This window comes from Paenibacillus cremeus (assembly GCF_007786445.1).
Lineage (GTDB): Bacteria > Bacillota > Bacilli > Paenibacillales > NBRC-103111 > Paenibacillus_G > Paenibacillus_G cremeus.
Genome location: NZ_VNJI01000021.1, coordinates 53,112 through 65,599, shown reverse-complemented (window position 1 = coordinate 65,599; position 12,488 = coordinate 53,112). Strand labels below are relative to the sequence as shown.

Annotated in this window: 12 protein-coding genes; 10 read left to right on the top strand and 2 right to left on the bottom strand. The window is 52.7% G+C overall.

What is annotated here, in order from left to right; all coding sequences use genetic code 11:
- Nucleotides 1–35 precede the first annotated feature (35 nt).
- From FPZ49_RS17565 to FPZ49_RS17535, 7 genes are all read left to right on the top strand, one after another.
- Entirely contained in the window at nt 36–965 is a 930-nt protein-coding gene (locus FPZ49_RS17565) for a nucleoside hydrolase (RefSeq protein WP_144849426.1), read from the top strand.
- Nucleotides 966–995: 30 nt separating this feature from the next.
- Nucleotides 996–1,817, top strand: a complete 822-nt coding sequence (locus FPZ49_RS17560) for an ABC transporter permease (RefSeq protein ID WP_144849299.1) — start codon at nt 996–998, stop codon at nt 1,815–1,817.
- A gap of 4 nt (nt 1,818–1,821) precedes the next feature.
- Nucleotides 1,822–2,610, top strand: a complete 789-nt coding sequence (locus tag FPZ49_RS17555) for an ABC transporter permease (RefSeq protein ID WP_144849296.1) — start codon at nt 1,822–1,824, stop codon at nt 2,608–2,610.
- Nucleotides 2,611–2,625: 15 nt separating this feature from the next.
- Nucleotides 2,626–3,693, top strand: coding sequence for an ABC transporter ATP-binding protein (locus tag FPZ49_RS17550; RefSeq protein WP_144849294.1), 1,068 nt, complete (start codon nt 2,626–2,628; stop codon nt 3,691–3,693).
- Nucleotides 3,694–3,715: 22 nt separating this feature from the next.
- The gene (locus FPZ49_RS17545; protein ID WP_144849291.1) at nt 3,716–5,431 is read left to right on the top strand and encodes an adenine deaminase C-terminal domain-containing protein; all 1,716 of its coding nucleotides are present in this window, start codon (nt 3,716–3,718) and stop codon (nt 5,429–5,431) included.
- A gap of 29 nt (nt 5,432–5,460) precedes the next feature.
- Nucleotides 5,461–6,360: a ribokinase gene (gene rbsK / locus FPZ49_RS17540; RefSeq protein ID WP_144849288.1), complete on the top strand. Its 900-nt coding sequence runs from the start codon at nt 5,461–5,463 to the stop codon at nt 6,358–6,360.
- Between the two features lie 144 nt (nt 6,361–6,504).
- Entirely contained in the window at nt 6,505–7,440 is a 936-nt protein-coding gene (locus FPZ49_RS17535) for an RluA family pseudouridine synthase (protein ID WP_144849285.1), read from the top strand.
- 110 nt (nt 7,441–7,550) lie between these two features.
- Here FPZ49_RS17535 and FPZ49_RS37480 read toward each other — a convergent pair whose 3' ends face one another.
- Both FPZ49_RS37480 and FPZ49_RS17530 read right to left on the bottom strand, forming a co-directional pair.
- On the bottom strand, nt 7,551–8,054 hold the full coding sequence (locus FPZ49_RS37480; protein WP_391563832.1) for a CBO0543 family protein: 504 nt from the start codon (nt 8,052–8,054) through the stop codon (nt 7,551–7,553).
- A gap of 79 nt (nt 8,055–8,133) precedes the next feature.
- Nucleotides 8,134–8,592 carry a CBO0543 family protein gene (locus FPZ49_RS17530; RefSeq protein ID WP_144849282.1) on the bottom strand — a complete coding sequence of 153 codons (459 nt, stop codon included), beginning with the start codon at nt 8,590–8,592 and terminating at the stop codon, nt 8,134–8,136.
- A gap of 198 nt (nt 8,593–8,790) precedes the next feature.
- Between FPZ49_RS17530 and FPZ49_RS17525 the strand changes: the two genes are divergently transcribed.
- From FPZ49_RS17525 to FPZ49_RS17515, 3 genes are all read left to right on the top strand, one after another.
- On the top strand, nt 8,791–10,191 hold the full coding sequence (locus FPZ49_RS17525; protein WP_391563831.1) for an MATE family efflux transporter: 1,401 nt from the start codon (nt 8,791–8,793) through the stop codon (nt 10,189–10,191).
- A gap of 148 nt (nt 10,192–10,339) precedes the next feature.
- A complete protein-coding gene (locus tag FPZ49_RS17520) occupies nt 10,340–11,572 on the top strand; it encodes an MFS transporter (RefSeq protein ID WP_144849279.1) in 1,233 nt (410 codons plus the stop codon).
- A 116-nt stretch (nt 11,573–11,688) separates the two neighbouring features.
- Nucleotides 11,689–12,462 carry an NUDIX domain-containing protein gene (locus FPZ49_RS17515; protein WP_144849276.1) on the top strand — a complete coding sequence of 258 codons (774 nt, stop codon included), beginning with the start codon at nt 11,689–11,691 and terminating at the stop codon, nt 12,460–12,462.
- Nucleotides 12,463–12,488 lie beyond the last annotated feature (26 nt).

Below are 12,488 nucleotides of genomic sequence, written 5' to 3'. Positions count from 1 at the left end.
ACCCTTGTTTTTTTGCGGGAGGAGGGAACGTCATGATGGGCAAAAAGGTCATTTTGGACGTAGATACGGGTGTGGATGACGCGCTGGGCATTTTGCTCGCGGTCAAAAGCGGGGAGTTCGATCTTCTGGGCATCACCACCGTAAGCGGCAATGTATCGCTGGCGCAGGCTACGGAGAATACTTGCAAAATCTTGCAGCTCATCGGAGCCGAGCATATTCCGGTGGTGCGCGGCGCGAGCAAGCCGCTGTTTCGCCCCGAGCATTTTGAGCATCGGGTGCATGGCAAGGACGGACTCGGAGGAGCCCTGCGCGGGATGCCGCTGCATAAGCATCCATCCGATGGCTATGCGGCGGACTTTATTGTCGACCAAGTACGCCGTTTCCCCGGAGAGGTGACGCTGATCATGACGGCGCCGCTGACGAATCTGGCCGCCGCGCTCAGCAAGTATCCGGAGCTTGTGCGCGATGTGAAGGAAGTCATTGTCATGGGCGGCGTCGTGTCGAGCTTCGGCAATGTGACGCCTACCGCCGAGTACAACATGTATGTGGATCCGGAAGCGGCGAGACTCGTCTTCCAGGCCGGATTCCCGTCTTTGATTCTCGTTGGGCTGGATGTGACGCGCAAGGCGCTGCTGACGGAAGAGCACATTAACGGCCTAAGCAACGAGAGTATCCGGGAATATGTTCGTGAAAGCACCCGAGATTATTTGAACCGCTATTTCGAGCGCAATGGGGTCCGGGCCTGCGCCATGCATGACCCGCTGGCGGTCGGAGTCGCACTCGATCGCTCCGTGGTCACGATGAAATCGTATTATGTCGACGTAGAGACGAGGAGCGAGCTCTGCGACGGCCAAACGGTTTGCGACTTTCAGAATCGGCTGCAGCGTGAGCCGAACGTTCAAGTATGCACCGAAGTGGATGCGGAGGCATTCCTGGACATGTTTCTTCGCGTGCTGGACGCCTAGCGAACCAAAGGGAATAGGAGAATGCAGTCAATGAAGAGATCGTACATCATGCTACTGCTGCTGCCGGGCTTCGTCTTTCTGGCGGCATTTATGCTGATTCCCATTCTGCTGACCGTCGGCTCCACCTTTTTCGATAAGGGGGAGCTGTCGTTCGGCGGGTATTGGCACTTTTTTGGAGACCCGTACTTTTTGAAAATTTTATGGACCACCTTAAGGGTCAGCTTGGTCACGACCATCTTATGCGTATTAATTGGCTTCCCGGTGTCCTATTATATTTCCCGCCGAAATCCGAGACAGAAAGCGGTGCTGCTGGGGCTGGCGATTTTTCCCCTGCTGACCAGCTCCGTCGTCCGTTCGTTCAGCTGGATGATCATTCTCGGCAAAAAAGGGCTGCTCAACAATACGCTAGTGGCCTTAGGCATCGTGAAGGAGCCGCTGGATATCCTTTATACGCCAACGGCGATGATGATCGGCCTAGTGCATCTGTTTCTCCCGCTCATCATTATCACCTTGGTCGGCGTCATGGAGAATATCGATCCCGATCTGCTCAAGGCGGCGGAGAGTCTTGGCGCCAGCCGGCTGAAGGCGTTCGTCCGGGTGATCGTTCCGTTAAGCGTTCCGGGCCTCATCATCGGGAGCATCCTGGTGTTCGTCGGCAGCTTGACTGCTTATACGACTCCGGCCTTGCTCGGGGGCAAGCAGCGCGTCATTTCCACCTTCCTGTACCAGAACGCCATCACCTTGAACGACTGGTACTTGGCCTCCGTCGTGGCCACGATAATGATGGCCATTACGTTTATCGTGATCGCGCTAATGAACAAACTCGCTAATAAAGTGAATCCAAAGGGGTAGTCGGATGCGAGAGAACAATCGAGGGCTCGGCCTGTTTACTCTACTTGTCTATATTTTTTTGCTGGGGCCGCTGCTTATTATTGCGGTTGCTTCGTTTGAACCGACCAGCGTGCTGAAGTTTCCGCCGACGGGCTTTTCGCTCAAGTGGTACCACAATATTTTGGAAGTAACCATGTTTGTCAAAACGTTCTACACCTCCATACTGGTGTCGCTGGCGGGCAACGTGCTCGCATTGCTGCTTGGACTGCCGGCCGCTTATGCGCTGAGCCGATTCTCCTTCAAGGGCAAGGAAGCGCTGAATGCGGTATTTATTTCGCCGGTGCTGATCCCGGGCATTGTTCTGGGCTTCACCATGCTGAAATATTTAGTCTCGGCCTATCATCTGCCGATCTATTCGGCGCTGCTGTTCGGGCATACGGTGATCATGCTTCCTTTTATAATCCGGGTGATCGCCTCCAGCTTATCCAACTTTGATTTCGCCGTGGAGGAAGCGGCTTTAAGTCTTGGAGCCGGCCGACTTGCCACCTTCTTCAAGGTGGTGCTGCCGAATATCAAATCGGGCATTATCGCCGCGGTGCTGATTGCTTTTCTGGAATCGTTCAATAATGTGGACATTTCGGTATTTATGACCGGACCGGGTGTGAGCACGCTGCCGATTCAAATGCTAACCTACGTGGAGAACCATTTCGATCCGACCATCGCCGCGATTTCCGTGCTGCTTATGGTGTTTACGGCTGTTGTGATGTTTTTGATCGAACGGCTCATGGGTCTGTCTTATTTTACCAAACGATAATGGAGGCTTTCGTCCATGGCATTGCTAACCTTGGAAAACGTGTCGGTCGCCTACGATCAACAATATATATTGAAAGACTTTAACCTGAGCGTGGAAAAAGGGAGCCTCATTTCGCTTCTCGGTCCAAGCGGCTGCGGCAAGACGACGACGCTGCGACTGATCGCGGGCTTTCTGGAAGCGCAGCAGGGGAAGTTTATGCTGAATGGCAAAGATTATACGCGAGTGCCTGTGAACAAACGTAACTTCGGCTTTGTTTTTCAGAGCTATGCGCTCTTTCCGCACCTGAACGTGTTCGATAACGTCGCCTTCGGGCTTCGACTGCGCAAGGTGAGCGGGGCCGAGGTGGAGCGGCGAGTGAGCCGAATCCTGGAGACGGTTAGCCTGTCCGGCTTCGAGAAGCGGTTCCCGAAGGAGCTGTCCGGTGGACAGCGTCAGCGGGTGGCCATCGCGCGGGCGCTCGTTATCGAGCCCGATCTGCTGCTGTTTGACGAGCCGCTCAGCAATCTGGATGCGAATTTGCGCGTGAACATGCGGGTGGAGATTCGGCGCATCCAGCAGGAGCTCGGCATTACTACGGTCTACGTGTCCCATGATCAGGAGGAATGCTTCTCCATCTCGGACCAGGTGGCCATCATGAATAAAGGGATTATCGAGCAATTGGATAAGCCATCCGTTGCCTTCAAGTACCCGCGGACTGAATTTGTCGCCCGCTTTATCGGCTTTACGAACTTTATCACTTTCGAAAGCCGGGAGGAAGGCTCCAACATCGGGGCCATCCTGCTTCGGGTGAAGGATTATACTTTCTCGTCGCAGATCGCGCCAGGTCAGGTCAAGTCTAAAGGCATGAAGGGGGCTATTCGCCCCGATGACGTGCTGATGGGCACCGAGCAGGAGCTTGCGGCGGAAGCCAATCAGCTGAGCGGACGAGTGAAGGTCAGCACCTACCTTGGACGCAGCTATCAATATGTGGTGGAGACGCCGCTCGGCGATTTTACCGTCAATAAAGAAATGGAGCTCCCTTATGCCAGCGGACAGCCAGTTCGTCTGGTGCTGCCTAGCGAGAAGCTGGTATTGGTGGAGTAGTGCAACGGGGAGGTACGACATCATGAAAGTGGATTTGCTTATTGAGAATATAAACATTTTTAACAGCTATTTTAAAAAATTCGTTCCCGGGAATGCGGCGGTTCTGGACGGCCGGTTCCTTTACATCGGTCCCAAGGGGGCTGACAGCTTCGAAGCGGCTGAGCGGCTGGATGGCCAAGGACGCTACATGATCCCAGGGCTGGTCGATATTCATCTGCACATCGAGAGCACCATGGTGACTCCGCATGCATTCTCTAACGGCTTAATCAAGAACGGGGTGACCACCATCGTTCCCGAGCCGCACGAAATGGCGAACGTTTTTGGCCTCGAGGGCATCAAGGAAATGATCGCGGCGAGCAAGGAGTGCGTGGCCGACATGTTCTACGCGCTGCCGAGCTCCGTCCCGGCGACCTCCATGGAAACGACGGGCGGAGCAATCGAGATCGAGGATATGGACGAGCTGCTGCGGACCGAGCGCATTATTTGCTTGGGCGAGATTATGAACTATGTGGACGTTATCACCGATCCCGACTGCAAAACGAACCGGATCTTGAACCACATGCGCGAGCACTATCCGCAGCTGATCATTGAGGGGCATGTTCCGAAGCTTCTGGACCTTGATCTGCATCGCGTGATCTACAGCGGGGTCGATTCGGACCATACGCATCAAACGGTCGAAGGCATGGAGGCGCGGATCGCCGCCGGGATGTTCCTTGAAATTCAGGAAAAGTCGATGACGGATGAAGTCATGCAGTATTTGATCCATCAGGATGTAGCGGAGCATTTCTGCTTTGTGACCGACGACGTCATGCCGGATTCCTTCCAGCGCCGGGGGCATTTGAACCATATTGTCCGCAAAGCAATCGGAATGGGGATGACGCCGGAAAAAGCGATCTACGCCGCCACGTTCACTCCTTCTCGCCGGATGCGAATGTATGACCGCGGAGCCATCGCACCGGGCAAGGTTGCGGATTTCGTGCTGCTGTCGGATTTGGAGCAGCTGACGATCGAGCAAGTATACAAGAACGGAACAGGCGTCTATACGGCGGGCGAGCCCTACAATGCAACTGACTGTTCATATACGTTCCCTGCGCACTTTTACCGCAGCGTGCAGCTGAACGAGCTGGAGATGAAGGATTTCAACGTTCCTGTAGAGGCTGTTGACGGAACTCACAGCTGCCGTGTGATGCTGGTAAAGAACGGCTCGACGTTTACCGAGGAGCATATCGGGAAAGCGGAGGTCAAGGACGGACAGCTTCAGTGGCAGGAGAGCGGCTTCGGACTGATCGCCACCTTCGAGCGTTACGGCAAAGGCGGCAGCCGCGCCTATGGCCTGATCGGCGGCGATACGATTCAGCGCGGCGCCATCGCTACGACCTACTCGCACGATAATCATAACCTGCTTGTCGTGGGGCATGATCCGGCTGATATGCAGCTGGCTGCCAATCTGGTCATCCGGAATCAAGGGGGCTTTGCTGTCGTACATCAGGGGCAGGTACTGGCGAATCTCCAGCTTCCGGTAGGCGGAATCTTGACGGAAGCGCCGCTGGAGCAGGCGGCTGAGGAAGTGCAGCGTCTGACCGATGCGATGCGTTCGCTCGGCTACAATCACTATAATCCGATCATGTCCATCAGCACCCATTCCTTGCCGGTCAGCCCGGCGCTGAAGATCACGGATTTCGGCTTGATTGATGTGAATAAAGGCAAGGTAGTCAGCCTGCTGGTTTCGGATAAATAAGCATCGGCTGAATCGAGGGAGGTGCCTGAATGAGGATTATTGTCATTGGCAGCGCCAATATGGATTTGGTGATGCAGACGGATCGGATCCCGAGTGTCGGCGAGACGATTCATGGCGGCGGATTTTTCCTATCGCCCGGCGGCAAAGGGGCCAATCAAGCTGTAGCTTGCGCTAAGCTGGGCGCGGAGACCTGGATGATGGCTAAAGTCGGGGATGATCTTTTCGGTCACTCTTTGATGGACAGCCTTTCCGGCTTCGGTGTTCGTACGGATTACATGACGGCTGAAGCTGGCGTTACGACGGGGGTTGCCGCGATCACGGTATGCGAGGGCGATAATAGCATTATTTTAGATAGTGGCGCCAACGACAAGGTTACCCCCGAATATATCGCCGGGTACAAGGATGAGCTGCTTTCGGCCGCCGCGGTCATGCTGCAGCTGGAAATTCCGATGGAATCTGTTCATACGGCTATTGAGCTAGTGAAGGGGAAGGTGCCTATTTTCCTCAATCCGGCGCCGGCCGTACCGATCGAGGATGCGATTTTGCAGGGCGTGGACTATTTTACACCGAATGAAATCGAGTGCCGTCTATATACCGGTGTGGATGTGCGGAATATTGAGGATGCTTTCGTGGCACTAAATGCCTTACGGGCAAAAGGCATTCGCTATCCGCTCATCACGCTTGGCGAAAAGGGCGTCGTCTATTACAACGGCTCCGACAACGTGTATAAGGAAGGACGAAAAGTCCAGGCCGTCGATACTACAGCCGCAGGGGATACGTTCTCCGGTGCGCTGGCGGCGATGATCACGTCTGGCAAAAGCATGGATGAGGCGGTGGAGATCGCCCAGCTGGCGGCTTCCATCACCGTTACCCGACTGGGGGCGCAAAATGCGATTCCATCGCTTTCCGAAGTAATGGGCTTAAAATAAGTACAAGCTCCCTCAGGCTTCCAAAGGCCTGCCAGGGAGTTTTTTTATTTTATGTTTAAGTGTTGTTTTTCTCTTGATTTGTACATCTACGGCGTGGACCGTATAATGGTTTTGACACTAATCATTGAAGCGGGAGATCCAAACATGCGTAAGAACAAACCGAATCCAAACCACTCGAAACCGAACCGTCCCAATATCAGCCAATTTACCGTCAAAGAACCGACAGAGCTGCTGCTTTTTTTACTGCATAAACTATCCAATCTCGGCCGGAATTCCGTTAAAGCCTTACTAGCTCGCGGACAAGTATCGGTCAACGATCGGGTCGTGACGGAGTATAATCGCCCTCTTGAGCCTGGACAAACCGTTACCATTCGAAAGGATAGAGCTGTTGAAGAACCGCAGTTCGTCGGGCTGACGATCTTGCATGAAGACGAGGATATCATCGTCATTCAGAAGCAGGCCGGCTTGCTGTCCATCGCTTCTCCCCAAGAAACCGAAATGACGGCCTATCGGCAGCTCATGGCGCATGTTCGGGCCAAGGATCCTGGAAGCCGCATTTTTGTCGTTCATCGTCTGGATCGAGATACCTCCGGTGTGATGATGTTCGCCAAGAGCGAGAGGGTTCAGCAGCTGCTTCAGAACTCCTGGCAGGACACCGTCAAGGAGCGTATCTACGTGGCCTTGGTGGAAGGAAAGATTAAGAAACCGGAAGGTACGATTTCGTCTTGGCTCAAAGAAAGCAGCACGCTAAAAATGTACTCCAGCCATCGTCCTAATGACGGTCAGCACGCGGTGACGCATTACAAGACAATTCAAGCCGCCAGCAGCTTTTCCTTATTGGAGGTCCAGCTCGAAACCGGGCGGAAAAACCAAATCCGCGTCCACATGCAAGACATTGGCCATCCCATTGTCGGGGACAAAAAATATGGATCGAAATCAAATGCGATTAAACGACTGGGTCTTCACGCTCGAGTGTTAGCTTTCATACACCCTGCAACGGGTCAGCTCATGCGTTTTGAATCTGACATCCCCAAGTCGTTTCTCAGCCCTTTTCGACAGTCTCCGTCTGAATCCAAATAAAACAAAACACCTTCAAGTGAACGCGGCCATGTCGTAAGATATGGACACACTTGGAGGTGTTTTTGCGTAGGTACTGCTAAATGGATCTAATGATGATGCTTCATTAGCACTTAACCATCAATAGGTACTTGGAATAAGACCACGAGGAAAATTAAGATGCACAGGGATATAGGATAGGCCACCTTCCAGCTTTTCGCATGAATCCACATCAAAGCGAACAGGCAAAAATCAATAAACACCGACCACCCAAATCTCCATCCATGCTGATAAAGAATTTCTTTACGTGTAATCAAAAGACACTCCATGCCCGCGTATAATCCGACGAATCCAAGGAAATACAGAGCTCGAGTCCAAAGTCTGTGCGGAAGATACCGAAAGAAAAGCACGGTTGTGGATGGAAAAAGCACGGTCGCTTGAAGCAGCTCATTGGCCTTATCTGTAAATAGTCCCCAAGCAGGAAAAGACCATACCATATAACCTCGGCAAATTAAGGGATAGACAAAAGCTACCATGGACACATACTGAATGGTCGAGTAGTAAATAGGAAAGTACCGGTATGATTTTGTTAGGAGGAATACCGTTAGAAAGCTGAGCGTGAATATGATAATGACCATGTAGCATCTCCCAAATTTTCTGTTTAACTATTTTATCCAAAAAAAGGGAATTATATATGCGGTATATCCTTTTTTACTCTTAACGCACTGACTTTTTAACCATGCCTCGAACCAAGCTCAAAATCATCAGAAGGGTTAAAAATAAGAACGGATAGACGATCGCCGAATGCCAAAGCTTCCATTGATGGTGGTAGAAGTATCCTGACTTAATGGCTAGCCATTCATAAACCACCGCAAATACGCACCAACCCACGATGTACCAAAACCTCTGTGCAAAGCTCCTCGTGAACTGATAGTAATTGAGAAATATAGCGTTGACCGCAGGATAAATACCAATGCTGACGATCAAGTACGGCCACTGTATGCCTGGGGCAAAATATCCGTACCAGTCGAGCAATAAGTCAAAAACGTTATCAACAATCTGCTGTAAAACCATGGCAAACATGCATGTAGAGAATAGCTCAATGGAACTCAGCTTTTTAGGCATAAATAAAAATAGGGCGTTAAATACGATCACAGTCAATATTAAAAGCCACATAATCATACTCCTAGCATCATTTGTTTTATGTTCCGTCAATAATGGAGAACTTATTCCACTTTTAGGCGATTCTTCGAAATACCACCTTCGGGCAGGATATCGGGCTTCCTTGTGGAATAAATAAAATATTAAAGACGGTCGGGCGCATGGGTGTGGAGATTCAGGGCTTTCCAAATCTAACAAAAAGAATGTGACAACGTGGATTCTAACAATGCAAAGCTTCGAATGCAGGCGTTTTTGGAAAAGTATTTCAGTGGCGAGTCGATCGATTACCGGCAAATTTTTGGATTGTTTTTCCCGATCTTGATTGATCAGGCGTTTCTGGTTTGTTTGAGCTTAGTGAACACGGCGATGATCAGCTCGTCCGGGGTGGCGGCGGTCAGTGCGGTGAGTACCGTCGATTCCATCAATATGTTCTTGATCAGCGTCTTTGTGGCGATTGCGACGGGGGGAACGGTGGTTGTAGCTCAGTATAAAGGCAGCGGCAACACCGAGATGGTGGACAAAGCGGCCGCCAGCTCGGTCTCTGCGGTTACCTTGTTTTCGGTGTGTGTCAGCTTGCTGGTGGTGCTGTTTTCCAGGCCGCTCTTGAGCTTGCTGTTCGGAGCAGCGGAAGCGGATGTCCTTGACAATGCCGGCATTTACTTGATCGGCAGCGGGGTATCTTTTGTCGGGATTGCGATCAAGGAGGCGGTTTGCGGCGCACTTCGGGGGATCGGGAAAACCCGGGTGACCCTGATGCTTTCCTTGGTCATGAACTTATCTTACCTGCTTCTGAACGTGGTTTTCATTAATTGGATGCACATGGGTGTGCACGGCATGGTCTTTTCCGTGAATATTTCCCGCTATTTGGCGGCGGCCTGTGCGATTTTTTACTTGGTTCGGATGGATACGAGCCTGCACTATCGCATCCGCGATGCGGTCATGATTAACTTTTCCATGTTCAAAAGGATTCTGTTCATCGGTCTCCCGTTTGCGGCGGAGCAGCTGTTTTTTAACGGGGGAAAAATTTTAACGCAAACGTTCGTTGTTAGCCTGGGCACGTATGCGATTGCGGTGAACGCGATTGGCTCGTCCATAGCTGTCGTGTACCAAATTGCTCCGATCGCCTTATCTACGACCACGGTCACGGTGATCGGGCAGTGCATTGGTCGAAGGAACATCCAAGATGCGAGGAAGCTGACGAAGTCGTTTCTGTGGCTTTCGTCTTGTTCGTTCATCGTGATGGCGATCATTATGATGCCTTTGTTCCATCCGCTGCTCGGTCTCTTTCATCCGCCGACTGAGATTGTAGATGATATCTATTGGCTGGTGCTGATTAACGCGATCGCATTGATTCCGCTGTGGTCGATCAGCTTTCTGCTGCCTGCAGCGCTTCGAGCGGCGGGGGATTCCAAGTTCGTCTCGGTGACGGCGATGCTGACCATGTGGTTGTTTCGCGTGGTGATGGGGTATGTGTTTGGCATCCTGCTGCACTGGGGAGTGATTGGCGTGTGGCTCGCGATGGAGCTGGAATGGGGTGTGCGCGGCGCGGTGTTCTTGTGGCGTTTCCGCGGGGAGCAGTGGTATAAGCATCGGTTGATTGAGCCCGGTACTTAAGGGGATAAAATATTAATAGGCAGCCTCCACCCACACCGGCGGAGGTTTTTTTCTATGTTCTCTAGCAAATTTTGCAGGGTAAGAAATATTTTTTTATGGTAAAGTTATGAGCATTAATCACGCTAATTATCGAAAGGTCGTGAACTGCATGGCGCTGCTGCAAAGTGATTCTGTGATGCGACAGCCGTCGTATGCCAAGTCCTGGGTAGCCCGGATCTTGTCGACGACGTCTTTTCAAATGCTCTCCGTGGCGATCGGGTGGCAGATGTACAATATAACTGACGATGCGTTCAGTCTGGGGCTGGTCGGTCTGGCTCAGTTCGTGCCGATGCTGCTGCTGACACTGGTCGTCGGGCAAGTCGCCGATCGCTTTGACCGCCGTAAAATCGTGGCTTTCTGCCAGTTCCTCGAAGCGATAGTCGCAGCCTTTCTGGTCTTCGGCAATCACGCCGGCTGGGTGGGGCGCGAGCAGATTTTGCTGGCGGCCGCTGTGATTGGCGCTTGCCGTGCCTTTGAAGGGCCCAGTATGCAGGCGCTCGTGCCGGAGCTGATCCCAAGGGCGATGCTTCCACAGGCGTCGGCCTGGTCCGCTTCGGCGGGGCAAACGGCCCAAATTCTGGGGCCGTCCCTAGGGGGCGTGCTGTTCGCAATTGGGCCGGACTTTGTGTACATCACCTCGACGGTGGCGCTGCTGCTGGCCTCGTTGCTTGTTTTCTCGATCCGGATGGAACGAAGCGAACGGAAGGTGGAGCCGGTGGCGGTACGCTCGATTTTCTCGGGTCTTGAGTTTGTATTTCGCCGCAAGGTGATCTTGGGTACGATCTCATTGGATCTGTTCGCGGTCTTGTTGGGTGGCGCGACGGCGCTGCTGCCGATTTTTGCCCGGGATATTCTTCACACAGGGCCATGGGGGCTAGGGCTTCTACGGTCGTCCCCGGCCATCGGTGCGTTACTGACGTCGCTGGTGCTGGCCCGTTATCCGCTGAAGCATACGCTAGGGCCGATGCTATTCAGTGCGTTGGGGATTTTTGGCTTGGCTACGATGGTGTTTGCCCTATCTACAAGCTTGGTTTTATCCTTTATCGCCTTGTTTCTGACCGGCGCTTCGGATGTCATCAGTGTGGTGATCCGGTCCACCCTCGTCCAGATGAACACGCCCAATGAGATGCGGGGCCGGGTAAGTGCGGTCAATTCGCTGTTCGTGGGCACCTCGAACCAGCTCGGCGAATTCGAATCCGGCACACTGGCCGGGTTCCTCGGCGCGGTTCCGGCTACGTTCATCGGTGGGATCGGCACGATTGTGGTCGCAGGCTTGTGGATGTATTTATTCCCGTCGCTGCGGCGGCTACGCACGTTTACAGTGGAAGAGGGAAGCGCATAATATGGAGCGTTGGCCTGAGATAGATAGACGGGCCGGCGCTTTTTTTCTTGTGTGCCCCTTGACACTGATTTTAATTATGTCATAATGATAATATCAAAACGACAAGGTGATATGCCATGGATCCGAACATCGAAAACGAATCCAACTACAACCCAAGCAAATACCGGACACCGGACGGGGCTCCGAGCGACATCGTCATTTTTACCATTACCTCCACAGAGAAGAGTACGGCGAAGAAGGCGCTGCCGATCCGCGAGCTGCAGGTGCTGCTCATTCAGCGGAAAAAATGGCCGTTCGAAGGCCAGTGGGCCTTGCCCGGAGGCTTTTGCCGGGAGACAGAAAGCATGTACGAATGCGCCCAGCGGGAGCTGCGGGAGGAAGCCGGGGTGACCGACGTCCATATGGAGTACTTCAACGTGTACAGCAAGCCGGGCCGCGATCCGAGAGGGTGGATTCTCTCCCATGCGTTTTTTGCGTTGGTGCATGAGCAGTGGCTTCTGAAGCGGCGTGCCGATGATGATGCGGCGGATGTGCGGTTGGTTCCGGTGGAGGAGGCGCTGCGGATGGAGCTGGCTTTTGACCATCGGGAGATTCTAACGGATGCGCTGAGTAAGGTGAGGGAAAAAATGCTCACTACGACGATCGCTAGGGAGTTTTTGCCCGAGGAGTTCACGATAAGCGAGCTGTATCAAGTGATCCAAACGGTGGTGCCGGACTTTGAGGAGCGTAATTTTATCCGCAAAATCACCTCCACGCAGAGCCGCAAAGGCATTATAGAGGAAGCAAAGGACCGCCACGGAGAGCCGAAGCTGTCTAACCGCTATTCGCAAAGGGCTGCGCAGCTCTATCGTTTTACGGATTTTTCGCCTCAGCTGTCGATCTATAGCTAGGCGGGTCTCTTTTTAACTATTGATAT

Bases quoted from the DNA above. Each gene is read 5' to 3' on its own strand.
- FPZ49_RS17565 (WP_144849426.1), top strand. From the start codon at position 36: ATGGGCAAAAAGGTCATTTTGGACGTAGATACGGGTGTGGATGACGCG.
- FPZ49_RS17560 (WP_144849299.1), top strand. From the start codon at position 996: ATGAAGAGATCGTACATCATGCTACTGCTGCTGCCGGGCTTCGTCTTT.
- FPZ49_RS17555 (WP_144849296.1), top strand. From the start codon at position 1,822: ATGCGAGAGAACAATCGAGGGCTCGGCCTGTTTACTCTACTTGTCTAT.
- FPZ49_RS17550 (WP_144849294.1), top strand. From the start codon at position 2,626: ATGGCATTGCTAACCTTGGAAAACGTGTCGGTCGCCTACGATCAACAA.
- FPZ49_RS17545 (WP_144849291.1), top strand. From the start codon at position 3,716: ATGAAAGTGGATTTGCTTATTGAGAATATAAACATTTTTAACAGCTAT.
- rbsK (WP_144849288.1), top strand. From the start codon at position 5,461: ATGAGGATTATTGTCATTGGCAGCGCCAATATGGATTTGGTGATGCAG.
- FPZ49_RS17535 (WP_144849285.1), top strand. From the start codon at position 6,505: ATGCGTAAGAACAAACCGAATCCAAACCACTCGAAACCGAACCGTCCC.
- FPZ49_RS37480 (WP_391563832.1), bottom strand. From the start codon at position 8,054: ATGGTCATTATCATATTCACGCTCAGCTTTCTAACGGTATTCCTCCTA.
- FPZ49_RS17530 (WP_144849282.1), bottom strand. From the start codon at position 8,592: ATGTGGCTTTTAATATTGACTGTGATCGTATTTAACGCCCTATTTTTA.
- FPZ49_RS17520 (WP_144849279.1), top strand. From the start codon at position 10,340: ATGGCGCTGCTGCAAAGTGATTCTGTGATGCGACAGCCGTCGTATGCC.
- FPZ49_RS17515 (WP_144849276.1), top strand. From the start codon at position 11,689: ATGGATCCGAACATCGAAAACGAATCCAACTACAACCCAAGCAAATAC.